Origin of the sequence: Nocardia sp. NPDC005745 (assembly GCF_040630775.1) — a bacterium.
In the GTDB taxonomy this organism is placed as follows: Bacteria; Actinomycetota; Actinomycetes; order Mycobacteriales; family Mycobacteriaceae; genus Nocardia.
In genome coordinates, this window is record NZ_JBEXYF010000014.1 from 160,302 (window position 1) to 183,537 (window position 23,236).

A 23,236-nucleotide genomic window follows, 5' to 3' on the forward strand; every position below is an offset into this window, starting at 1 on the left:
CTGGTTCGAATTCCGAAAAGGCTCGGCGCTCAGCGTACGGCGGGTGTGCTGATGGTGTGCCGTGATTTGCTGGATTTGCTGGATCGCCCGGACGGGGAACCGGATCCGGCGTGCCGAGTACCGTTGACCGGGTCCGCTTTTCGAGGATTGGGTGGTTCGCTTCTGCGCGATGTCGACGGTCCGGCTTCTGCTGTCGGGGGATCACCTCCTGGGGTTCACGGTGTCGGCAGGTGTTCGGCGCGGAAGCGGCGTCTCTCCCCGGAGCGGCACAGGCAAAGGCCGCGGCCGCATGCTGAGTCCGGTGGGTGTTCCTCGACATGGTGACGGCCCTCGGCCCACCCTCGATGTCTCTGGCAGGATGGTTCGCATGCTCTGTCACCGCCGGGTGCGGCGTTGGCTTTCCAGCGCCCTGATCAGTGCCGCACTCGTCTCCGGTGCGGTGTCGTTCGGTGCTCCCCAGGTCACGGCGGCGCCCGGTAATACGCCGCCGGTCAACACCGGGTCCGCCGACGGGCCGGGTCCGGCCGAACCGACCAGTAAACAGCCCTCGACGCCGCGGATCGAGCGCGTCGAACCGATCAACGATCGCTGGCTGCGGGTCTTCGTCGCCTCGCCCGCGATGAGCCGTGTGGTCGAGGTGCAGGTCCTTCTGCCGCGCGACCAGTCACACCCGCGTCCCACGGTGTACATGCTGGACGGGCGCAGCGCGAGCCCCGACAGCAACAACTGGACCGAGTTGGGGCACGCCGACCGCTTCTACGCCGACAAGGACGTCAACGTCGTGCTCACCGTCGGCGGTCCGGCCAGCTTCTACACCGACTGGCAGCAGGCCGACCCGGTGCTCGGCACCAACAAGTGGGAGACGTTCCTCGCCAAGGAGCTGCCCCCGCTGATCGACGCGAAGTTCGACGGCAACGGCACCAACGCGGTCATGGGCGTCTCGATGGGCGCGGAGGCCGCGATGATGCTCGCGTTCCGTCAGCCGGCGCTCTACAAGGCGATCGCGGCGCACAGCGGCTGCTTCTCGATGGGCACCGACATCGGCCAGGCGCAGGCGCGCGCCGTGGTGGCCACCTACATGGGCGAGCCGGACAACATGTTCGGCAAGCAGGACGACCCGGCCTGGCTGGCGCACGACGTCACCCTGCACGCGGACGCGTTGCGCGGCAAGACGATCTATCTGTCCGTCGGCAGCGGCCTGCCCGGCGTGCACGACGTGCCCGGCACCCCGAACGTCGACCTACCCAGCGCCATCACGTTCGGCGGCCCGCTGGAGGCCGCGACCAACGCCTGCACCCGGCGGCTCACCGACCGGCTCCGGTCGCTCGGCATCCCGATCACCGCGCACTTCCGTGCCACCGGCACGCACTCCTGGCCGTACTGGGAGGACGAACTCGCCCTCTCCTGGCCGACGATCGCGCCCGCGATCGGCGTGCGTTAACCCAGGAACCGCGCGAGCACCTCCGGCTCACGGGCGAAGCTCAGGAACAGATCGTTCTCGTGCGGGTCGCCGATCGTGACGCGCACTCCGTCCGTCCCGTACGGCCGCACCAGCACCCCCGCCGCCGCGCTCGCCTCGCCGAACTCGGCGCTGCGCGCGCCCAGCGGCAGCCAGACGAAGTTGGCCTCGCTCGGCGGCACCGGGTAGCCCGCCGCCACCAAGGCGTCGCGCACCCGTGCGCGTTCGGTGACCAGGAGGTCGGTGCGATCCAGCAATTCGTGGCGCGCCTCCAGCGACGCGATCGCCGCCGCCTGCGCGAGGCGGTTCACGCTGAACGGGATGTGCACCTTCAGCAGGGCCGTGATCACGGCCGGGTCGCCCACCGCGTAACCCACCCGCAGCCCGGCCAGGCCGTAGGCCTTGGAGAAGGTCCGCAGCACAACCACATTGGGCCTGCTCCGGCCGATCTCGACGCCGTCGGGGTGGTCGGCCAGCCGGACGTACTCGTAGTACGCCTCGTCCAGCACCACCAGCACGTGCGACGGCACCGAGTCCAGGAACCGGACCAGCTCGGCCTTGCCGACGGCGGTGCCGGTCGGGTTGTTCGGGTTGCAGACGAAGACCAGCTTGGTCCGCTCGGTGACCGCGGCGGCCAGCGCGTCCAGATCGTGCACCTGCCCCGGCGTGAGGGGTACCTGCACGGCGGTGGCGTTGCCCACCTTGGTCACGATCGGATACGCCTCGAAGGAGCGCCACGCGAACAGCACCTCGTCGGACGCGGACGAGCAGGTGATCTGCACCAGCTCCTGGCAGAGCGCCACACTGCCGCAGCCGACCGCCACGTTCTCGAAACCGACCCCGAGGAACTCGGCCAGCAGCGTGCGCAGCTCAGTCACCTGATTGTCCGGATACCGGTTGGCCAGTTCGGCCGCCTCGGCGATGGCTTTGGCGGCGGCGGGCAGCGGACCGACGGTCGTCTCGTTGCTGGCCAGCTTGACCGCGCCGGGATTGCTGCGGCCGGGGGTGTACGCCGGGATCGATTCGAGGTCCGGCCGGATCTGCGCTGTCACACTCCAACCCTAATCGGCGCCGTGGAAAGCCCGATCGGCGTACCGGAAAATCTCTGGTCTATACGCCCTCACGTGCAATTTCTACCGAAGATCGGCAACGCGCCCTACGCTGGTTTCATGTCGGGCACCTACGACGATTCGGCCCCGCTGCGGGCGAGCGACCAGGAAGACGAGCGGCCGGCCAGCGGTGGGCAGGTGCCCATCACGGTGGTGGAGCCGGAAGGAAACGCACGCGGCGGGATCGTGCTGCTGCACGAGTCCAGCGAGTTCACCGGCCGATTGCGCGACCTGATGGACGCGCTGGCAGGCGAGGGCTGGACGGTTGTCGCACCCAAACTCTTCCATCGGAGAGGCGGCCAACCGGGCGGCGGAGTCTTCGGCGAGGAGCTGTTCGACGACTTCGACGCCTGCTTCGACTGGCTCACCCGGCGCGGGGTGTTCCCCGACACCATCGGCGTGCTCGGCTTCGATTCCGCGGGCACCGCGGCGTTCCTGGTCGCGACCAATCGTCCGATCGGCGCCGCGGTGAGCGTCGCGTCACCCGGCATCATCGAGCCGCTCACCGACCAGGCCGATGCCTTGGTGCGCGCCGCTCCGAACCTCCAGGCGCCGTGGCTCGGCCTGTTCGGCGTGGACGACCCGGCCACCCCGCCCGCCCAGGTCGACCAGCTGCGGGACGCCACCGCTCGCGCCGCGGTCGCCAGCCTGGTCGTCACCTACCCCGGCTCGCACCACCGCGCCGACACCTCAGACGCGGATGACGGGGACGATGCGGTCGATTCCCAGACCAGAATCTTCGATTGGTTCGACAGTAACCTACGCTGACCAGCCGTTTTGTGATCTGGACGGTAGCTCCTGTAACCTTTTGGCTCGGCGGTTCGAAAGGACCGGTGCCCTCGAAGAGAAGGCTCCAGGAGGCGTGCCAGAGCGGCCGAATGGGACTCACTGCTAATGAGTTGTCCCTTCACGGGGACCGGAGGTTCAAATCCTCTCGCCTCCGCCAAGCCCGGGAAACCGGGTACAACTGAATAACACCTGCGCCCGTAGCTCAACGGATAGAGCATCTGACTACGGATCAGAAGGTTAGGGGTTCGAATCCCTTCGGGCGCACGCAGGTAGAAGGCCCCTCCGGTATCAACGGAGGGGCCTTCTCGCATCTCTGACGACGCCGTTTGACGACAATGTCGCTCGAACAGCGCGTTCCTACCTGTCACCGCGCCGCGCTTGACGGCGTCGATGACGTCCATGTAGGTGCGCGTCGTCACGGTGATCGAACGGTGCCGCAGGATGCGCTGGACCGTCGCCGCCTCCGCGCCGATCGTGAACAACAACGTCGCGCACGAGGCGCGCGGATCATGCAGCCGGAGCGGTCCGAGCGCGCGCCTCCTGCACCAGCTGAGCGAGAGTGCGATGAACGAACCCGCGCTCGAGTTTCTGTGTGCGACCTAGAAGTAGTCTTTGAGCATTTCCGTGGACCATGCAGCTTGTCGGACGTCTCCGCGAGGGCCGAACTCCGTGAACCAGGGTTTGATATCCAGCACGGGCGTGCTGTCGACGGCGTCCAGCTCGGCGACATGCAGGTCCAGGCCGTCCACTCGGAGCAGGCGGCAGCGCGAGACGCCGAGCCAGTTGATGCGTCGCATGTTCCTGTGCCCGAAGATGCCGACCTTCGGCCATTCGGGATTGTCGCGTGCGCTGCGCGCACCGAAGTGCAGGTCCGTCGGGTCGGTCAGGTGGAACCGGAACACGATCTCCAGGTGGCTGAACTCCTCCAACCCCTGTACCGCCTCTTCGGTGAACCGGCGGGCGTCGACGCGAATGATTGCCTCGGTGCCGCCCCAGTGATCATCGGTTGGTTCGCGTCGGCCACCTACGACGTGCGCGACCGGCGCTACCTCGAACACTTCGTCAGCCATACGAACCCCTGTCTCACTTCTTGTTTGCGACTAGATACTCGGCTGCTTGCTCGTCAGTCTCGCGGACACCGGGAATGGACTGGTCGCGGTACGGTGCCAGCGTTGAGCGTATGTCGCGGGCCACGTTCCGGGTGCGCCCGGACTGCACCCTGCCCATCGCGCCGAGTGCCGAACGCCAGGTGGTGCAAGCCTGCTCGATTTCGCCGCTGCGGGCCTGCACCGTGCCGAGGTAACCAAGAGTCACCGCATGGGTTCGTATGAACGCGGTGGCCTTGCGCTTGCGGACGCTGAGCTGGAATTGGTCAGCGGCCCCGGCGAGGTTGCCCGCGTCCCGCAGTGCGCACGCGGTTTCGTGGGCGAGGCTCGCCTCGGAGAAGAAGAACACCCGAGTGGGTTCGGGATCGGAGTCGGAGGCTGCCGCGAGATCCTGCTCAGCTTGGAGAAGAGCTTTCGCTGACTCGGCGGGCCGACCGGCCGCGCTCAATGCTTTCGCGTGTACGACCTTCAGCAGTGCGCGCTCGCGGGGGCAGGCCAACCGATAGCGAGCGCCGTTGACGGATGCTTCGGCCAGCTGTAGGCCCTGCTCGGGGTGTCCTAGGTCGACGGCCTGGTGCGCCATTGCGCGCATCACGTGACCGGCCAGCGGCGCGTCTTCCGCCTCGGCGGCGAGCTGCGTCGATGTGGCGAAGTAGCGTTGTGCGGCCGCGTGTTCGTCGTTGTCGAATGCCATCCACCCGACGAGGTAAGCCATTTCCGCCGCTGCGGAGAACATCTGGCGGCGCACGGTCTCGCTGGCGAAGGACCCCCGCAGGTAGCCGGTTACCTCGTTGGTCAGATATTGGACGACGGCTGTGCGCCCGTGTCCGCCGCCGAGTCGTTGATCTATCTGCGAGAACACGAGCATCACGTCTCGTACAGCGGCTACATCGGCTTCCCCCACGTAGCGCACTCGGGATTCCTTGCGCGGAAGGGCAGCCGGGTGGTCGAGTCCGCCTGGCAGCAGGACGGATGCGCTGAGTGCTGTGGAGTATCCGACACGTAGGAAAGAGCGCCGTTCCACATCAGCCTTTCCGAGGTTGAGCAAACCCGCTACCGGGTCTTGGATGCGACCGAAATGCTTCTCGTAACACGCTATGACATCGAGCGTCGGTGTGCGTTCTCCGGTCTCGTAGTAGGCAAGCACCGACTTGCTGTAGTGGATCTGAGCAGACAGTGCGGCCAGGGACATTCCAGCGGCTTCTCGGGCCGCTCGGAGTTGCGCACCGACGATAGCGGCGTGACCGTCCATACCGCCGAATCTAGCCGGTCACGGACCCGCACACAGCTAGTTGTGGATGCGCTGTGGACGCCGATTCGGTTTCCCCGGTGCATGTTCCGTGGTCATCTGAATATGCGTCCGGCAGGGGTACGGAACCGCGAGCCCCTTACCGCAATCCGTTCCTGTCCCAAATACCGATCAAGGGGTTGCCGGGGCCGGGTGCGCCTATTACGACGAGTATGAGCAGGGGAGCCAGATGCGCCGAGAAGCGTTCGGGGACACACCGATGTCTCGATGTCACTACTACCGGAACGGGTGCGATATACCGGCGAGAGTTGACCCTCCGCATGTGGGCCGTATCGTGGCCCGCTGCGGCTCTGTGTGGGCGATCACCATGCCCGCCGTATTGGGGCACGACGTGAAAGTCCGGATGCAGAAACAGGGTTACAAGCTGGGGCCGATCCTGTCGCATCCGCGGTCGCAACGCTGGACGTTCATCATCCGCCCGGACGTGCCCGATGATGTGCCGTTGTTCGCTGAGATGTTCCGATTCAACGTGTCGATCGTGCGCGACGGCGGAACGATCGGGTTGCCGAGCCCAGCCGATCGCGGGACCGCGTTCCGTGCGTGGATCGTGCGCCCCGACAGCCACGTTCGCCCTTCCGGGTGGCTGATAGTGCGGGCAATACGGGACATCGCGGCAGCGAAGCGGGCGCAACGTCGGCGGGTACTGGCTTATGCCGGACAGTGATGAGCCCGAACAGGCCTAACCTGCGACTACTCCAGGGCGGCAAGTCGCGCAGATTCGACGTTGAGGCGGCGTTAGCGCGGCTGCATGACCGGCTGACTTCGCACAGCAACCCGGCACTGCCGCTGATGAACCGTGACGCTGCGGATAAGGCACTGGACATGCGAGAGGGTTGCGACCCGTTGCAGTGTTCGACTCGGGTGGCGGCGGAGATCGTGATTCGCGATGACTACCGGTGGTTCCGGGAACGGGGCATGTGATGACTTCTCCGCTGCCGAACGAACCGGATGTGCATCTGTCGGTTTTCCTGCACGGCGCACGGTTCGACTTCGCGGCCTGCCTCACTGCCGCCCTACTGTTCGTTCAGGAGCATCGGGAACGGCACTACGTCGACGCCGTGAACGTGCTCCCTGATAGTGCTGAGGGCTGGCCCAGGTTGCCGTGTGAACGGCTGTATATCGAGCGATGATGCTCCTTGCCCGGTGACCGTGCACGCGCGACACTGACCTGTTCGGACCATGACGAGAAGGAGCTAGGCATGGGGACTGACGAGCAGTTGACCATGGACCTCGGCGTACCCGTCGAGCAGACCGAATGGGGGAAATGGGTCGATCCCGACCGGCGTGCGGCGCAGGTGCGGAAGTTCTTGAACCATGCGGGGTTGCAACGCCTTCCTTCGAAGCTGTGGCCCGAAGACTCTCCGGACCTGGACCGGCTGAACGATGTATGCAGAGAACTGTTCCCGGATCCGGACACGCCGTACCTTCCCGAAAACCAGGATATGACCGATGCATTCATTTGCTTCCTCGGCGCATGTTTCGAGAAATACGTGGATGGCGAATGGGTCGACCACACTGAATATGGTCACGATAAATCGTTCTATGGCGGCGGCGTGAATCCGGCATTGCGATGGGTGGATTACGACGGTGACGAAGACGAATGCACGGTATTCGACTACATCGACTCCATGATCCACCACAATATGGAATACGGTGACGGCTTCATTCACATCACTGCCGACCTGCGAAGGAAATACTACAATCTGATGTAGGCCTCAATGGGTGACGGCTACAGTAGGGATCGCGACGATTTCGAACCGAACGAGCGCGGCAGGATCTTCGAGAACGGCACCGACAGATTCTTTCGTGATCGTGAAAACGGATACACGCGGGGATCGCGCAAATATGAGTTCCGAGACCGCAACGGCCGCATAGAACGAATCCAGTTCGACAAGATCAAAAACGAGCATAACCGGAGCCGTGCCGATTCTATCGAAGAAAAGTCGGGCCGCATCGAAGGACGGAAGGACGAGAAGCAGCTCAGGGGAATCAGAGAACTTCTCGACAACAGAGAGATCAATCATCACACGCTGCGTTCGGTCGAAGGCGAGTTCATCTCGAAAAATGCTCAAGAACTGATCAGAGGACTGATTCAGGATTTCGGGGACCGGTTCACGCATCAGATAATTCCCCGAGCGGATGCCCGCGAAATCTGGGCGCGCGGGCTGCAATTGGAGCGGGGTCAGCAGCTCGAATTGCCTGGTGTCGGCGAGAAGGCGCGGCAGCAAAAGGCGCAGCAGCGCGAGCAGCGGGGGAAATTGGCGGAGCTGGCGAAGAAGGCACGCGAGCGAGCCGAGAAGTTCCGGAGTCTGCTGAGATTCCGCGACGGAGCTACGCGTGGCCGTTCGGCAGCCTCCGCGCGAGTCGAGCGCGAGCGACAAGCGCACGAACAAGCCAAGCTAGCCAGGCAGGCGCGCGAAACACCCGGTGCACGGATCGAACGTGAGGCTGCCGAACGGGTGGCGCTGGAATTCCCGGTGCCCGAACAGTTTCAGCTACGGGAAGCCGCCGATACTGGGGAACAGGCGGCCCGAGAGGCAGCCGACGCCGCCAGCTTGGAGCGTGCAGCAGCCGACACCCGCAGAGCGGAGGAGAAAGCGCGCGAAGAAGCCCGCACTGCCCGCGAGGCAGCCGACAACAAAGAACGCGCTGGAGAACTGGCACGCCTCCAAGCCCGGGGAGTGCCGCCGGAAGTGGTGAAGCTTCTCGAACTCGGCCAAGCGCAACCACCATCAGCGGCGGTGCGGGAGCCACCTGGTCATGCGCCAGGCGTTGTGCGTGGCGGCACTGGGCAAGGGCAGGAACGCTCACGTGAAATATCTCGCGACCGATAACCGACTTCCGCCGCTGCTCACAGCGCCGCCCTTGCCTCAGGGGGTGGGTCCAACCGATTTCATCGTTCAGAAGCCAATCTGGCGGCACGTTCCTGTGTGGGCTAAAGACCTCCCCTGGCAATGGTGACCCACTCCGAGGCATACGGGCCAATATTCATGCAGGCAGGGAGAGGGGGCTATTTCCAGGCGGGGAGGTTCGGCAGGTCGCCGGTGAGGTCCGAGCCGGGGCTGCGGCCGAGTAGCCAGGCGGCGAGGGAGGAGGCGGGGCCGGAGATGGTGTGGGTGGCGGGGGTTGGGCCGATGGTGGCGGTGAAGTCGGAGTCTGTGGCGTGGAGGGCGAGGGGGGTGTCGGTGGTGAGGCGGGTGAGGTCGGCGGTGGCCTGGGGGAGGATTCGGGCGACGAAGGGGGCTGGCCAGTTGGCGGGGGTGTAGCCCGCGTTCAGGTCGACGTGGTGGATTTCGACCTCTTGCAGGCGCATCCAGAGGACTTCGGTCGCGGGGATGGGGCGGCCCTGGCGGGTGCGGACCTGGGCTTGCCAAGCGTCGTCGGTGAGTGAGCGGGCGAGGCCGAGGAAGCGGGTGGCGGCGGCCTCGTTGTCGGCGAGTTGCTCGGAGAGTGGGCGGGGCGCGCCCGCTTCGATGTCGCTGTCGCGCAGGAAAGCGCTGGCGTACTGCGGGATTTCGACGCCGGTGTGGGCCCACAGCAGCAGGTTCACCAGGCTGTCCGCGTTGCGGGCGAGGTGGGCCATGACGTGGCCGCGGGTCCAGCCGGGCAGCGAGGATGGTTCGGTGACGGCGTGCTCGTCGAGACAGCGGATGGTGTCGAGCAGGCGGGTGGTCGCCTCGGCGACGGTGTCGAGTTGCACGGCGGTCTGCGAGGCGGTGGTCACGGTTTCGACCCTAGCGAGAGAGAACCCGGCTCGTCGCGAACGACGGGCCGGGTTCGTTCTGGGAACGTGAGCCGAGACCACCCGGAATCCGAGGGCCCGCGTGGCGTGATGGGCGCCCCCTTGCAGCGGTCACCGGCGATCGCGGGTCCGGTCGGCGGACCGCAGTCGAGCACGATCAGCTCGTCGACCAGTGTGCTCGCGGACGGCGGCACGCGAAGGGTGTGCGCCGCTCGGCGCCCTACCCGGCGACGATCGCGTCGGCTTCGATCTCGACCAGCAGGGCCGGGGTGATCAAGCCCTTGATCTCGTACATGGCCGTCGCCGGACGGATCTCGCCGAACACCTCCGCGTGCGCCTCGGCGACCTCGGGCCAGCGGGCGATGTCGGTGACGAAGATGCGGGTGCGGACCACGTCGGCCAGGCTCGCGCCCGCCTCCTCCAGCGCGGAGCCGATGCGCCGCAGGGTTTCCCTCGTCTGCTCGCCGATGTCGTCGCCGCCGACGGCCGTGCCGCCGGGGGCCGAAGCGGTGGTTCCGCTGACCGCGACGACATTGCCGAGCCGGACCGCCCGCGAGTAGCCGACGAGGTCTTCGAACTCCGAACCCGAGGAGATGTTCACGCGATCGCTCATGGGCGAAAGCATCGCACGGGCGCTCAGCGGGACCATGTGCCGGACAGTCGAGGCACGAGCAAGGTGATCGCCGTGCACGGCGGAGCGTCATCCGCTTTCCGTACCCCTTGACTCGCAGTTGTCAGTGCCGTCCCGGCCGACTCGACCCACGGGAGACGGTGGAGGATCACCTCGGCTCGGCACGCTCCCGACCTTCCAAGACCACCGCCACGGCCAAGGTGATCAACCACAGCGACATCGCACCCACCTGAATCCGCTGCGCTATCCCGAGGGCGTAGTTGCCCGGCAGATTGTCGGCCACCAGCATCCAGGTCGTCGCCAGCGCGCCGATCACCAACACGACGAAGCCGAATTCACGCAACACCCGCCAGCGCCGGTAGCGGAAAGCGGCGAGGCTGAAGGCGCACGCGGCGACCGCGATCGAGGTGACCGCCAGCGTGCTCGTCAGTGCGTGCGGCTGATGCAGTTGCGGAAACAGTTCGCTCGGGCCGCCGCACCCGCTCTCGCCGGGCGTGCAGTCGCGCAGCGGCAGCAGGACGTCGGCGATGGTCGCCGCGCCGAAGCAGAACAGCGCGATCCAGCCGACGGTGGTCATCCTGCGGCGCGGGAACAACAGCAGTCCCGCGACGGCGGCGGGCATGAGCGACACCCCGACGATCAGGTCCGCGGTCGCGAACACCTCCCGGTACGGCTTGCCCTCCGCGTCCAGTTCGCTGAGGAACGTGTCGACCGGGTCGAGATCGATCTTCAGCGCGAACTGGAGCACCCAGGACGAATAGCAGAGCCCCGCGATCGCGATCGCGGCGGCGACCAGCACAGTTGCCGGTCGCGCCCGCCGAACGGCGATGTCCGAGCCATCCGTCACGTCCCCATTGTGCTGGTTCCTAGAGCGCGCCGGACAGCGGCGGGCCGCACACGTCATTACCATCCGGGACACAGGGTCTTGTCAGCTTCGCCCGGCACGCTGGTCGACAGCTGCAACTCGAGGAGGTCCCCATGCTCGGTTTCGCGACTGCCGCCGCCGGAATCGCGGTCATCACGGTGATGGTGATGTCCGGCTACCTGGCCGCACACGCTCCGCGTTCACTCGTGCGGGTGCGCCACCACCGCTGACAACTCGGCCTGGACGCGATCGGCCGCGCTGACGGGATCCTCGTGCTCCCAGACGCGGACCACGCGCCATCCCGCCGCGACGAGCGCCGCGTCGGTGGCCCGGTCCCTGGCCACGTTGCCCGCCAGCTTGACCGCCCACCATTCGGCGTTGTTCTTCGGATCGGTGGCGTGCTGCGGGCAGCGGTGCCAGAAACAGCCGTCCACGTAGACCGCGACTCGCCGGCGTGGGAAGACCAGATCGGCGCGCCTGCGCTGGCCCCGGATCGGTGCGCGGTCGACGAAGTAGCGCAGCCCGCGGCGATGCAGTTCCCGGCGCAGCGCGAGTTCGGGATCGGTTCCGGTGCGCCGCTGGCGCGCCATCCGCGCGCTGGTGGCCGCGTCGGTAGGGGGCCGGTTCATGCCGCCCAGCCGCCCATCCGATCCAAATGGCATTCCACATCGGCGAGGAAGCCGGGCGGGAAACGCAGACTGCCCATGGTGGTGCGGCGCAGGAATCCGGCCGTCGCGCGGGCGGACAGCAACCGCGCGTCGGTGAGGAAGTGGGCCAGGTCCTCGTACGGCTCGTGCACCGGCCAGGTCGAGACCGGCACCCGGTAGGCCGTACCGGCGCGCCCCCACGCCGCGACCGGCCACGGCGTGCCCGGCGCCAGCGGCTGATCCCCGGAGATCGGGTCGAGCGGAGCGGCCAGCCGCGATCCCACCCAGGCCGCCATCCGCACGCTCACCGCGTTGCCGACCAGCTTCCAGCGGTGACCCTTCCGGATGCCCGGCATCTCGGTGGCGGGTGCCGTCCAGCCAGGGTCGAAGCCCTGGAGGCGTTCGGCGTCCGAGATCCCCGGCGTGACGATCTCCCCGGACGGCAGCCGTACCGCGGGCGGGCTGGCGATGCCGAGCGCGGAGCCGCCCTTCAGCGTCGGAACCGCGTTCACCGCCCAGCCCAGCCCACGCACCCCTTCGGTCCAGTAGAAGCCGCACGGATCGAGCTCGGGATCGCCGATCACGCGGGGACCGGCGTCCTCGCCGAACAGCACCCCGCGCGGGTCCTCGGTGCGGGAAGCCAGCATCAGCACCCGCTGTCGGCGCTGGGGCAGGCCGAAGGCGCGGGCGTCCACCACGCGGTAGGCCCAGGTGTAGCCGAGTTCGTCGAGCGCGCCGGTGATGTGCCGCATCGCCGCGCCGCGCCCCAGCTGGAGCATGAAAGGCACGTTCTCGATCAGGAGCCAGCGTGGGCCGCGCTTGCGGCGCACCAGCCGGAACACCTCGTCGACCAGACCCGAGCGCGTGCCGGTGATACCCGCGGTGCGCCCCGCCTGGGACAGGTCCTGGCACGGGAATCCCGCCGCGACCAGTTCCGTTCCCGCCGGGATCGCCCGCAGCCGGGTGATGTCGGAATGCAGGGGCACGTCCGGGAAACGGGCGGCGAGCACCCCTTGTGCCCCGGGCTCGATCTCGCACAGCAGCTCGGTGTGCCAGCCGTGCCTGCCGAGGCCGAGCTCGAGTCCGCCGATCCCGGCGAACAGCCCGACCATCCGCGCGCCCGTCAACGACCTACCCTTTCTCGCGTCCACACCGGACGCCGCCCGCGCGTCCCGTGCCCGGGGAGCAGGTTACTCGAGTCGTCCGAGGCGATGCCCGAACACGCGACCATCGGTCTCGGCACCTGGTACGGTCCGCGTGTCACGCAGTGCGATCCGTGCGCATTTCCAATAATGCACAAGGGTGGTCGCACACGGACGTGATGACCGGCCGTTCCGCCTGCGCTCCAGTGCCATCTGTGCGGGCCGCCCACGATCCTGGTGGCGCGCTCGCGCATTGCTTTCTGCTCGACGACGTTCCAGAGCGACGCTAGGGAAAGTGAGCGAAACATGCAGATGCCTTCCACCAGAAACGGACAGTTCCCCCCTGTTGTGGTCACCAGCCTCGCGGCGACCACCTCCCTCGCGGGTGACGTGGATTCCACGTGGAAGGGCTTGCTCAAAGGCGACAGCGGTATCGATGTCCTGGAAGACGATTTCATCGACGAATTCGAACTTCCGGTGCGCATCGGCGGCCATCTCGAGGTCCCGCCCGCGACGTATCTGGACGTGGCGGAGGCCCGCAGGCTCGCATACGTGGAACAGCTGGCCGTCGTGCTCGGGCGTGAGGTCTGGCGCAACGCGGGCAGTCCCGAGGTGGACAAGCACCGTCTGGCGGTGTCGATCGGCACGGGGCTCGGCGGCGCGGAGGCGATGATCCACGCTCGGGACAAGCTGCGAAACGGGGGTTACCGCAAGGTCTCGCCGTACACCGTCCAAGCCGTGATGCCGAACGGCGCCGCCGCCTGCGTCGCGGTGGAACTCGGGGCGCGGGCCGGGGTGACGACGCCGGTGTCGGCCTGTTCCTCCGGTGCGGAGGCGATCGCCGGCGCGTGGCGGGCGATCGTCATGGGCGACGCCGACATGGTGGTCACCGGCGGCGTGGAGGGTTCCATCCAGGCTCTCGCCATCGCGGCGTTCAGCATGATGCGCGCGATGAGCACCCGCAACGACGCGCCGAAGAGCGCCTCACGTCCGTTCGACGCCGAGCGGGACGGCTTCGTCTTCGGCGAGGCGGGCGCGCTGATGGTGCTGGAGACCGAGGAGCACGCCAGAGCGCGCGGCGCGACCATCCACGCCCGGCTGATGGGCGCGGGCATCACCTCCGACGGCTTCCACCTGGTGGCGCCCGACCCGGAGGGCACCGGGGCCGCGCGTGCGATGACCCGTGCGATGCGCACGGCGGGTCTGGCCAAGACCGATGTCACGCACGTCAACGCGCACGCGACCGCCACTCCGATCGGTGATACGGCGGAGGCGCGCGCGATCAGCCAGGCAGTGGGCAACCACGCGTCGGTCTACGCGCCCAAATCGGCCCTCGGTCATTCCATCGGCGCGGTCGGGGCGCTCGAATCGGTGCTCACGGTGCTGAGCGTGCGCGACGAAATCGTTCCGCCCACGCTGAATCTGGACAATCAGGATCCGGACATCGATCTGGACGTGGTGCACGGCCAAGCCAGGCCCGGCCGCATCGATTACGCCCTGAACAACTCGTTCGGATTCGGCGGGCACAATGTCGCGCTCGCGTTCGGACGGTACTGACCGCCAGGTGGCCGGGACACCTGTTAGCCTTCCCGGCGCTTCGTTATCGACCTGTGTTCGGTGTCATTGCACGCCCTGAGTGGCTGTGCGCTGGAAAAGGATAAGGCGATGATCGACGAAACCTTCGACGACTATCTGGACGATCAGGGCAATATCAGAATCCGCGGCGACAGGACCCTGATCGACTTCGTCGACAAGCACAGCGTGGAGAACGGCGATGAACTCGCCTACCGCTTCATCGACTACTCCCGGGAAAGGGACGGCGAGTACCACGAACTCACCTGGCGGCAATTCGGTGTGCGCCTGCGCGCGGTGGCGGCACGGCTGCAACAGGTCACCCAGCCGGGCGACCGAGTGGCGATTCTCGCTCCGCAAGGACTCGACTACGTCGTCTCGCTGTTCGCCGCGGTGTACGCGGGCACTATCGCGGTCCCGCTGTTCGATCCGGAGGAACAGGGCCACACCGACCGCTTGCACGCGGTGCTGGGTGACTGCACTCCGGCGGCGATCCTCACCTCGGGCTCCGCGGCCGGTGGTGTGCGGAAATTCTTCCGGCATCTGCCGCCGCCGCAGCGTCCGCGCATCATCGCGGTGGAGGCGATCCCCGATAGCGTCGGCGCCTCGTGGGTGCGCCCGGACATCAACATCGACAGCGTCGCCTATCTGCAGTACACCTCGGGGTCCACCCGGACGCCAGCGGGCGTAGCGATCACCCATCGAGCGGTGGGCACGAATCTGTTGCAGATGATCGATGCCATCGGCGTCACCGAGCATTCGCGCGGGGTCACCTGGTTGCCGCTGTTCCACGACATGGGCCTGCTCTGCGTGATCCTGCCGACGGTCGGCGGCGGATTCATCACGATCATGTCGCCGAGCGCGTTCGTGCGCCGCCCTTATCGCTGGATCAAGGAACTGGCCGCGGCCTCCGACGGCGCCGGAACATTCGCCGCCGCACCCAATTTCGCGTTCGAACACGCCGCGGCGCGCGGCAAGCCGAAGCCGGGCGAGAAATTGGATCTGTCCAATGTGATCGGGCTGATCAACGGCAGCGAACCGGTGTCGGTGTCGTCGATGAAGAAGTTCAACGACGCGTTCGCGCCGTACGGGTTGCCGGAGACGGCGATCAAGCCCTCCTACGGCATGGCCGAGGCGACGGTGTTCGTCTCCGCCACCCGGGCCAGGGACAAGGCGAAGGTCGTCCATGTCGACCGGACCGAGTTGAACGCCGGGCGGATGGTCGAGGTCGCCGCGGACGCCGACAACGCCATCGCGCAGGTGTCCTGCGGGTACGTCGCGCTGTCGCAGTGGGCGGTGATCGTCGACCCCGAACACGGCACCGAGCGACGGGACGCCGAGGTCGGTGAGATCTGGCTGCACGGCGAGAACATGGGCATCGGGTACTGGGGGCGCCCCGAGGAGACCGAGGCCACCTTCCGCGCGAAACTGGCCGCCCGATTGCCCGAGGGCAGTCACGCGGAGGGCACGCCGCCCGACGCCAACTGGATGCGCACCGGTGATTTCGGCGCCTACCTCGACGGCGAGCTGTACATCACCGGCCGGGTCAAGGACTTGGTCATCGTCGACGGCCGCAACCACTATCCGCAGGACCTGGAGTTCTCGGCCCAGGAATCCAGCACGGCGCTGCGCCCCGGCTTCGTCGCGGCGTTCTCGGTGCCCGCCAACGAGCTGCCCGCACTGGTCTTCGAGCAGGGCAGCCGCTCCGGTCTGGCGTTCGACGCCGAGGACACCTCCGAGCAGTTGGTGATCGTCGCCGAGCGCAATACCGGTGCGGGCAAGCTCGAGTCGGAGTCGGTTGCCGACACCGTGCGCGCCGCGATCGCGCATCGCCACGGCGTCATGGTCCGGGACGTGCTGCTGGTGCCCGCTGGTTCGATTCCGCGCACGTCCAGCGGCAAGATCGCCCGCCGCGCCTGCCGGGCGGCCTATCTGGAGGGCACGCTACGCGGCGGCCACCAGCAGCAGGCGTTCCCGGACGGGCCGCAGGAGTGGGAGTCGGAGACGGCGGTCGTCGGCTAGAGCCGGGTCTCGGTCTCGTACTCGAATTCCCGGACGTCGGCGCCCACGATCAGAGCGTCGAGGTCGCCCGAGGTACCCGTGCCGCGGAAGCGTTCCACCGCGGCACGGGTGGTCCAGCGCTCGTAGACGTTCACCCGATCGGGTTCGAGCAGGTCCGCGCCGAGGCTGAAGTCCAGACAGCCTTCGCGGGCGCGGGCCAGGGCCACGACCTCCCGGCAGCTGTCGAGGTAACGGTCGCGATCGGTGACCCGCAGATATCCGGCGACGATCAGCATGGGAGGAAGTCTAGATCTGTGCGGTTTGACCTCGAGTTAACTCGAGGTTGTTGCTTGGCGAATGAGCGTCGCACCCGTCGCCGCGGATCTCCGGCGGCAGCCGGAAAATCGGTTGGTCGATACACGTTCCGGTGCGACCCTGGAATGTCGGACCCCGCTGCGAACATCACCGTGGGTCCCGTTCTCCGCCGCCAGTCACATACCTCGAGGGGGAGTCTTGTCTGTCGCACTGGACGTTTCGTCGGCCGAACCGGAGGCCGATAGAACGGGGCGGCCCGCCGCCACGGGCCGCCTGCATTCCCTGCGCCGATTCGGGCCGTATCTTCGTCCGCATGCCGGCATCCTGCTCGCCGCCAGCGGCCTCGCGGTGTTGTCCGGCCTGACGGCCGTCGTCATCCCGCTGATGATCGCCCGGATCATCGACGGCCCGGTCGCCCACCGCGATCTCGCGGGCGCGCTCGGGCCGGTGGCCGCGGTCGCTGCGCTCGGCCTGGTGGAAGCCGCAGGCGTGTGGGGGCGCCGCTGGCTGATCGCCGCGCCCGCGACGCGGTTCGAGATCACGGTGCGCGCCGAGATCTTCCGCAAGCTGCAAGCGCTGTCGATCGGCAGGCACGACGCGTGGGAGTCGGGTCAGCTGCTCTCGCGAGCGATCGATGATCTGACCACCATGCGCCGGTTCGTGTCCTTCGCGGCGCCGTTCCTGCTGGTCCACTGCGTGATCATCCCGGTCGGCCTGCTCGTGCTGATCGGGCTGAGCCCGCAGATCGGCTTGATCTTCGCGGTGATCTCGATCCCGTTGGTGATCGGCTGCATTCGTTTCGAGCGCCGATACGCGGTGGCGTCCAGGCGGTCCCAGGACCAGTCCGGCGATTTGGCCACGACGGCAGAGGAATCCGCGCAGGGCATCCGGGTGCTCAAGGCGTTCGGGCGCGGCGTGTTCTTCGGCCACCGCTTCACCGCGCAGGCGCAGGAGCTACGGCAGACCGAGCTGCTGAAAGCGCGCCTGGACGCGACGTTGTGGTCGCTCATGGTGAGCCTGCCGCAGCTGGCCATCGCGTTCGCGCTGGGGTACGGCGGGTACGCGGTGGCGCACGGCACGATGACGCTCGGCACCTTGATCGCGGGCATCACGCTGGCGACCTTCTTGCAGTGGCCGATCATCTGGACCGGCTTCCTGCTCGCCGAGCTGAACGACGCGCGCACCGCGGCCGACCGGTACTGGGAGATCATCGACACCCCCGCCGACATCACCGATCCGGCCGACCCGGTGGACCTGCCCGAGCGCATCCGCGGCGAATTGCGCTTGAATGCCGTGCGATTCGCCTTCCCCGAGGCCGAAGACGATGTGCTGCGAGAGGTGTCGTTACGGGTGCGCCCCGGCGAGACCGTGGCGCTGGTCGGCGCGACGGGAAGCGGCAAGACGGCGCTGCTCAACTTGATCCCGCGCCTGTACGACGTGACGGACGGTGCGATCACCATCGACGGCATCGACATCGCGACGATGCGAGTCGCCGATCTGCGGTCGCTGGTGTCGGTCGCCTTCGAGGATCCGGTGCTGTTCTCCGCGAGCGTGCGCGAGAACGTCGCGCTCGGCGACCCGACCGCCACCGACGCCGACGTGCGCCGCGCCCTGGAGGTCGCGCAGGCCACCGAGTTCGTGGACGACCTGCCCTGGGGCTTGGACACCAGGATCGGCGAACAGGGCCTGAGCTTGTCCGGTGGCCAGCGGCAGCGGCTCGCGCTGGCCCGCGCGGTGCTCACCGGTGCGGGCGGGGGCGAGCGCAGCCGGATCATGGTGCTCGACGACCCGCTGTCCGCGCTCGATGTGGAGACCGAGGAGCGGGTGCAGGCACGCCTGCGCACCGTGCTGGCCGACGCGACGACGCTGCTGGTCGCGCATCGCCCGTCCACGGCGGCGCTGGCCGACCGGGTGGCGGTGCTCGCCGACGGCCGGATCGTCGCGGAGGGCACCCACGATCAACTGCTTCGTACCAGCAGGAGCTACCGCGAACTGATGGGAGGTGAGTAGCGATGACTACGACGATCAGTGACTCGAAAGACGAAGCACCGGAACCCGTTCCGGCACGAGAGGAAGCCGCGGCCGACTGGCGTGGCATCGCGGGCGAGGACAAAGCGGTCACCGAGACCGGAAATCTGGTGCTGGCCGGCCGCTCCCGGCGGCTGCTGCTCGACCTGGTCAAGCCCTACCGCAAGCTCACCGCGCTCGCGCTGGTGCTCATCGTGCTGGACAACGTCGCGAAGGTGTCCGCGCCGCTGTTCGTCGCGCACGCGCTGGACACCGGCATCGCGCGCGGTGCCGAGGGGAACTGGGGGCCGCTGGCCGGGAGCGTGGCCGGTTACCTCGGGTCGGTCCTGCTCGGCGTGGTCTGCACGTACTCCTTCCTGCGGGTGTCCGGCAGGCTCAGCCAGAGCGTGCTGTTCGACCTGCGGGTCCGCGCGTTCACGCACGTGCAGCGGCTCAGCGTCGCCTTCCACGAGAAATACACCTCCGGCAAGGTGGTGGCGCGGCTCACCGGCGACATCGAGACGCTCCAGGACCTGCTGGAGAGTGCCCTCAACCAGGCGCTGAGCGCGATCCTGTCGGTGCTCACCATCGCGGCGCTGCTGATCTACCTGGATCAGGCTCTCGCGGCGATCGTGCTGGTCGGATTCGTCCCGCTGGTCATGGTCACCCGGTGGGCGCAGCGCAGGCAGCGAGCGGGTTACCGGCGCACGCGCGCCGCGATCGCGAAGGTGGTCGTGCAGTTCGTCGAGTCGATGGGCGGCATGCGGGCGGTGCAGGCGTTCCGCCGGGAACAGCGCAACGAGTCGGTGCTCGCGATCGAGGACTCCGAATACCGCCAGGCGACCACCGCGGCGATGCGCGGCATGGGCGACTACGCCGGGTTGACCAAGCTGCTCGGCAACCTGACCACGGTCACCGTCATCGTGGTCGGCGCCTGGCGGGTGATCGAGGGTGATCTCGCGGTCGGCGTGCTCGCGGCCTACCTGCTGTACCTCAACGAGTTCTACGGGCCGCTGGACGAACTGGCGCAGGTGTTCAACGCCTACCAATCCGCGGCGGCCGCGCTGGAGAAGATCTCGGGCGTGCTCGAGGAGGAGCCGTCGGTGCCCGAGCCCGCGCGACCGGTGGCATTGGAGAAGGCGTCGGGCGCGGTGTGCATGGAGAAGGTGTGGTTCGGTTACTCGTCCACGCGGAAGGGTGCCCACTCGGCGCCGTCCACGGAACCGGATGAACTCGATCGGCGGGCGCGACCGGTGCTGCCGGAGTTCACCCTGGACATCCCGGCCGGGCAGGTGATCGCGCTGGTGGGTGCGACCGGTGCGGGCAAGTCGACGCTGGCGAAGCTGCTGACGCGGTTCTACGACCCGTCCGGCGGCACGGTCACCCTGGACGGCGTCGACCTGCGCGAGGTGTCCGACGCCGACCTGCGCCGCAACGTGGTGATGGTCACCCAGGAGTCCTACCTGTTCTCCGGTTCCGTGGCCGACAACATCCGGTTGGGCAGGCCCGAGGCCACCGACGCGGAGGTGTTCGCGGCGGCGCGCGCCGTCGGCCTGTACGACTTCGTGCAGGCGCTGCCCGAGGGCTTCGGCACCGACGTGCGCAAGCGTGGCGGCAGGCTCTCGGCGGGGCAGCGGCAGCTGGTGGCGTTCGCGCGGGTGTTCCTGGCCGACCCGGCGGTGATCGTGCTGGACGAGGCCACCTCGAGCCTGGACATCCCCAGCGAACGGCTGGTGCAGCGGGCGCTGGAGACCGTGCTGCGCGGGCGCACGGCGGTGATCATCGCCCACCGGCTGTCCACGGTGGCGATCGCGGACCGGGTGCTGGTGCTGGAATCCGGCCGGATCGTCGAGGACGGCGCGCCGGACGCCCTGATCGCGGGCAGCGGTCGGTTCGCGGGCCTGCACGCGGCGTGGCGGGAGTCGCTCGTGTGATGAGCGGCGGTTGTGCGGGCCGGGGGCGGGTGTCGCTTACGGTAGATACGTGACGACCCCAGCCCCCGACCCCGAGCGCCCCGCCGCGAGTCCGCAGGAATCCCGGTGGCCGGCGATCCTCACCTGGCGCGCCCACGACGCGACCCGGATGGAGTCGGTGCGGGTGCAGCTCAACGGCAACCGCATCCGCGCCGCCGGGCGCATGATCGGCGGCGCGAGCGCGGACCACCCCGCCTTCAGCGCGTCGTACGACCTGGTCACCGACGAGAACGGCGCGACGAAGCGGCTGTCGCTGCGCACCACGACGGCCGCCGGTGAGCGGCACGCCTCGATCGCCCGTGACGAGGAGAACTACTGGCTCGTCGACGCGGGCGGCAACCATGTGCGCTCCACCTTCGCAGGCGCCCTCGACGTGGACGTGGTGCTCAGCCCGTTCTTCAACACGCTGCCGATCCGCCGCTACGACCTGCAACACGCGGTCGAGGACGTCCAGGTCCCGGTGGTCTACGTCCGTCTGCCCGACCTGCTCGTCCAAGAGGCCACGCTGATCTACAGCAGCGCCGCCGACGGCATCAGCGTGCTGTCGCCGGTCTCCAGCGCCACGGTCACGGTGGACGCCGACGGCTTCCTGCTGGACTACCCGGGCCTGGCCGAACGGATCTGACGCCGCACCGAACGGGCCGCGGCCTGCGCAAGCGGACAGGCCGAAGCTTTCGCGCGGAGGGCCGGATCATCCGGTCCGCAGGCGGCCGATAACGACTGCCGGTGCATTGGTCCCACTTGCAGTCCGGCGGCCGCGCAGCGCCCACACCTCGCCGACCTTTCATCGCGGGCTCGACGGCACGGGCTGTTGTCGGTGCTGCCCGGCGCTCGTCCCGGCACAGTCGGGCAACGCCGCTTGACGCGCATCGCGCTCCGTTGGCCCCACCGTCGTGTGCGATCGGCAGCGCCCGGACCGACTCCGGTGTGCTGGGCAGCGGGTCAGCGGTTCTCAGCGTGTGCCGCACTTACCTCGATCGGACTCGCCGGGCGTCGCGAGATCAGCTCAGCCGGGTGAGGACGCCGCCGCGCTGCCCGGCCGCTCGCAGGTGTTCCAGCCAATCCTGGTCACCAGGGCGGGTATCCGTGATCTCCCAGCGTCGCGCGGATTCGTAGCGCTGCCGCGCGTCGTGCCCGGCCTCGACCAGGTCCGCGAGGGATGTCTCGTCACGCAGGCTGTCGCGGGCCGCGCCGAGCACGGTGAGCGTTTCCTCCAGAACTTCCAGCAGCGCCGCCGAATTCGGTTCGCAGATCGCGCGAACCAGATCGGGCGCCGTGCCCGCCACCCGGGTGCCGTCGCGGAACGATCCGGCCGCCAATCCCAGCGCGAGTTCGCCGCCGGTCGCGCCCGCCAGAGCCAGGGCCTCGGCCAGCACATGCGGGAGATGGGAGATGCGCGCGACGGCGCGATCGTGCTCCGCGGCCACCACCGGTACCACCACCGAGCCGCAGTCCAGGGCGAGCCGCGCCACGCGGGTCCACGGCTCGGCCCGGGTGCCCTCGTCGACGCCGACCGCCCACACCGCGTCGCGAAACAGCTCCGGATCGGTGGCGGCCCAGCCGGATTCGGACGTACCCGCCATCGGATGACCGCCGACGTACCGGTCGGCGAGCCCGTGGTCGCGCACGGCCGCCGCGACCGGCGCTTTCACGCTCACCACATCGGTGAGCGCGCACCCGGGGGCGTAGGTGGCGATCGCGGAGAGCATGTGGTCCACCGCGGGCATCGGCACCGCGACGACGATCAGCGCGTCGGTTCCCGCGGCGCGGCGCAGCGCGGCGGGCAGATCTTCGGTGACGTCGAATCCGTCGGCACGGGCGGCCTGCGCGCCCGCCGCCGACCGGTTGTATCCCCAGCCGTCATAGCCCGCGGCGACAGCCGCGCGTAATAGCGATCCACCGATCAGACCGGTCCCGAGGACGCATACGGATGCTTTCATCGCCGAAGTCACCCGAACAGATTGGCATACGACTTCAACATTTCCGCTCGAGCAGACTACCGTTGCGGCCATGGCAGCACAGCGCTCGGGCACGAACAGGGCGGCGTCGGACGATTACGACGACGTGGAAGGGTTCGCAGTGGCGGTTGTCCGCGAAGAAGGCAAATGGCGGTGCAGTCCGCTGAGCCGGGACGCGCTCACCGATTTGTCCGCCGCGGAAAACGAACTGAAGGCTTTGCGCAGCTCCGGAGCGGTGTTCGGCTTGCTCGACATCGACGACGAGTTCTTCATCGTGCTCCGGCCTGCGCCGAGCGGGACCCGGATGCTCGTCTCGGACGCCACGGCCGCGATCGATTACGACATCGCCGCGGACGTCCTCGAGGCCTTGAACGTGGAGATTCCCGATATCGATCCGGACGAACTGGACGATGTCGAGCCGTGGGAGGAGGGCGACCTCGGGGTGCTCGCCGATCTCGGCCTGCCCGAACCGGTGCTGAGCGTCATCCTCGCCGAGACCGATCTCTATCCGGACGAGCAACTCGCCATGATCGCCCAGCGTCTCGGGTTCGACGGTGAACTCGCCGCGGTACTGGACAAACTGCCACGCTGACGTGGGGGTTCTCCCGAAC

The 23,236-nt window shown here is 68.0% G+C and carries 21 protein-coding genes and 2 tRNA genes; 13 read left to right on the plus strand and 10 right to left on the minus strand.

Going from position 1 to position 23,236, the window contains the following annotated elements; genetic code table 11:
* The first annotated feature begins 367 nt into the window (after positions 1-367).
* Positions 368-1,441, plus strand: a complete 1,074-nt coding sequence (locus ABZ420_RS17150) for an alpha/beta hydrolase family protein (RefSeq protein ID WP_357123235.1) — start codon at positions 368-370, stop codon at positions 1,439-1,441.
* Here ABZ420_RS17150 and hisC read toward each other — a convergent pair.
* Complete coding sequence (hisC, locus tag ABZ420_RS17155; protein WP_357123238.1) at positions 1,438-2,511, minus strand: histidinol-phosphate transaminase; 1,074 nt, start codon at positions 2,509-2,511, stop codon at positions 1,438-1,440. The two genes, ABZ420_RS17150 and hisC, sit on opposite strands and share 4 nt — an antisense overlap.
* Positions 2,512-2,628: 117 nt before the next feature.
* On the opposite strand from hisC, the gene ABZ420_RS17160 reads away from it, so the two are divergent.
* From ABZ420_RS17160 to ABZ420_RS17170, 3 genes are all read left to right on the plus strand, one after another.
* On the plus strand, positions 2,629-3,336 hold the full coding sequence (locus ABZ420_RS17160) for a dienelactone hydrolase family protein (RefSeq protein ID WP_357123361.1): 708 nt from the start codon (positions 2,629-2,631) through the stop codon (positions 3,334-3,336).
* A gap of 88 nt (positions 3,337-3,424) precedes the next feature.
* A tRNA-Ser gene (locus ABZ420_RS17165) sits at positions 3,425-3,514 on the plus strand.
* Positions 3,515-3,548: 34 nt separating this feature from the next.
* Positions 3,549-3,621: transfer RNA gene (locus tag ABZ420_RS17170), tRNA-Arg, on the plus strand.
* Positions 3,622-3,956: 335 nt separating this feature from the next.
* Here the strand turns inward: ABZ420_RS17170 and ABZ420_RS17175 are convergent.
* Positions 3,957-4,427: an SAM-dependent methyltransferase gene (locus ABZ420_RS17175; RefSeq protein WP_357123241.1), complete on the minus strand. Its 471-nt coding sequence runs from the start codon at positions 4,425-4,427 to the stop codon at positions 3,957-3,959.
* Positions 4,428-4,440: 13 nt separating this feature from the next.
* The gene (locus tag ABZ420_RS17180) at positions 4,441-5,715 is read right to left on the minus strand and encodes a helix-turn-helix transcriptional regulator (RefSeq protein WP_357123244.1); all 1,275 of its coding nucleotides are present in this window, start codon (positions 5,713-5,715) and stop codon (positions 4,441-4,443) included.
* Between the two features lie 349 nt (positions 5,716-6,064).
* Here ABZ420_RS17180 and ABZ420_RS17185 point away from each other — a divergent pair, with 349 nt between their 5' ends.
* The 3 genes from ABZ420_RS17185 to ABZ420_RS17195 all read left to right on the plus strand — a co-directional run bounded on the left by ABZ420_RS17185 (position 6,065) and on the right by ABZ420_RS17195 (position 8,606).
* A complete protein-coding gene (locus ABZ420_RS17185; RefSeq protein ID WP_357123247.1) occupies positions 6,065-6,436 on the plus strand; it encodes a hypothetical protein in 372 nt (123 codons plus the stop codon).
* A gap of 535 nt (positions 6,437-6,971) precedes the next feature.
* The gene (locus ABZ420_RS17190) at positions 6,972-7,484 is read left to right on the plus strand and encodes a hypothetical protein (RefSeq protein WP_357123249.1); all 513 of its coding nucleotides are present in this window, start codon (positions 6,972-6,974) and stop codon (positions 7,482-7,484) included.
* 6 nt (positions 7,485-7,490) lie between these two features.
* Positions 7,491-8,606 (plus strand): hypothetical protein, encoded by a 1,116-nt coding sequence (locus tag ABZ420_RS17195; RefSeq protein ID WP_357123252.1) that lies wholly within the window; start codon positions 7,491-7,493, stop codon positions 8,604-8,606.
* Between the two features lie 176 nt (positions 8,607-8,782).
* Here ABZ420_RS17195 and ABZ420_RS17200 read toward each other — a convergent pair whose 3' ends face one another.
* From ABZ420_RS17200 to dcm, 5 genes are all read right to left on the minus strand, one after another.
* Positions 8,783-9,496 carry a maleylpyruvate isomerase family mycothiol-dependent enzyme gene (locus tag ABZ420_RS17200; RefSeq protein ID WP_357123255.1) on the minus strand — a complete coding sequence of 238 codons (714 nt, stop codon included), beginning with the start codon at positions 9,494-9,496 and terminating at the stop codon, positions 8,783-8,785.
* A gap of 238 nt (positions 9,497-9,734) precedes the next feature.
* On the minus strand, positions 9,735-10,127 hold the full coding sequence (locus ABZ420_RS17205) for a RidA family protein (protein WP_357123257.1): 393 nt from the start codon (positions 10,125-10,127) through the stop codon (positions 9,735-9,737).
* A 166-nt stretch (positions 10,128-10,293) separates the two neighbouring features.
* Positions 10,294-10,992, minus strand: a complete 699-nt coding sequence (locus ABZ420_RS17210) for a DUF998 domain-containing protein (protein WP_357123260.1) — start codon at positions 10,990-10,992, stop codon at positions 10,294-10,296.
* 218 nt (positions 10,993-11,210) lie between these two features.
* The gene (locus ABZ420_RS17215) at positions 11,211-11,639 is read right to left on the minus strand and encodes a very short patch repair endonuclease (protein WP_040864358.1); all 429 of its coding nucleotides are present in this window, start codon (positions 11,637-11,639) and stop codon (positions 11,211-11,213) included.
* Positions 11,636-12,769, minus strand: coding sequence for a DNA (cytosine-5-)-methyltransferase (dcm, locus tag ABZ420_RS17220; protein WP_357123364.1), 1,134 nt, complete (start codon positions 12,767-12,769; stop codon positions 11,636-11,638). Before dcm ends, ABZ420_RS17215 begins: the two co-directional genes overlap by 4 nt.
* A 336-nt stretch (positions 12,770-13,105) precedes the next feature.
* Here dcm and ABZ420_RS17225 point away from each other — a divergent pair, with 336 nt between their 5' ends.
* Both ABZ420_RS17225 and fadD32 read left to right on the plus strand, forming a co-directional pair.
* Positions 13,106-14,356 (plus strand): KasA/KasB family beta-ketoacyl-ACP synthase, encoded by a 1,251-nt coding sequence (locus ABZ420_RS17225; RefSeq protein ID WP_357123263.1) that lies wholly within the window; start codon positions 13,106-13,108, stop codon positions 14,354-14,356.
* Positions 14,357-14,467: 111 nt separating this feature from the next.
* Positions 14,468-16,393, plus strand: a complete 1,926-nt coding sequence (fadD32, locus tag ABZ420_RS17230) for a long-chain-fatty-acid--AMP ligase FadD32 (protein WP_357123367.1) — start codon at positions 14,468-14,470, stop codon at positions 16,391-16,393.
* Here fadD32 and ABZ420_RS17235 read toward each other — a convergent pair.
* Positions 16,390-16,668, minus strand: coding sequence for an antibiotic biosynthesis monooxygenase family protein (locus tag ABZ420_RS17235; RefSeq protein WP_357123266.1), 279 nt, complete (start codon positions 16,666-16,668; stop codon positions 16,390-16,392). The two genes, fadD32 and ABZ420_RS17235, sit on opposite strands and share 4 nt — an antisense overlap.
* A gap of 217 nt (positions 16,669-16,885) precedes the next feature.
* Between ABZ420_RS17235 and ABZ420_RS17240 the strand changes: the two genes are divergently transcribed.
* From ABZ420_RS17240 to ABZ420_RS17250, 3 genes are read left to right on the plus strand one after another with little or no spacing between them, the layout of a single operon-like run.
* Positions 16,886-18,697, plus strand: coding sequence for an ABC transporter ATP-binding protein (locus ABZ420_RS17240; RefSeq protein ID WP_357123269.1), 1,812 nt, complete (start codon positions 16,886-16,888; stop codon positions 18,695-18,697).
* A gap of 2 nt (positions 18,698-18,699) precedes the next feature.
* The gene (locus ABZ420_RS17245; RefSeq protein ID WP_357123272.1) at positions 18,700-20,628 is read left to right on the plus strand and encodes an ABC transporter ATP-binding protein; all 1,929 of its coding nucleotides are present in this window, start codon (positions 18,700-18,702) and stop codon (positions 20,626-20,628) included.
* 49 nt (positions 20,629-20,677) lie between these two features.
* Positions 20,678-21,292: a putative glycolipid-binding domain-containing protein gene (locus ABZ420_RS17250; protein WP_084499007.1), complete on the plus strand. Its 615-nt coding sequence runs from the start codon at positions 20,678-20,680 to the stop codon at positions 21,290-21,292.
* A gap of 376 nt (positions 21,293-21,668) precedes the next feature.
* Here the strand turns inward: ABZ420_RS17250 and ABZ420_RS17255 are convergent, their stop codons facing one another.
* The gene (locus ABZ420_RS17255) at positions 21,669-22,607 is read right to left on the minus strand and encodes a prephenate dehydrogenase (protein ID WP_357123275.1); all 939 of its coding nucleotides are present in this window, start codon (positions 22,605-22,607) and stop codon (positions 21,669-21,671) included.
* A gap of 70 nt (positions 22,608-22,677) precedes the next feature.
* Between ABZ420_RS17255 and ABZ420_RS17260 the strand changes: the two genes are divergently transcribed.
* Positions 22,678-23,217 carry a tRNA adenosine deaminase-associated protein gene (locus ABZ420_RS17260; protein ID WP_357043411.1) on the plus strand — a complete coding sequence of 180 codons (540 nt, stop codon included), beginning with the start codon at positions 22,678-22,680 and terminating at the stop codon, positions 23,215-23,217.
* Positions 23,218-23,236: the final 19 nt, after the last annotated feature.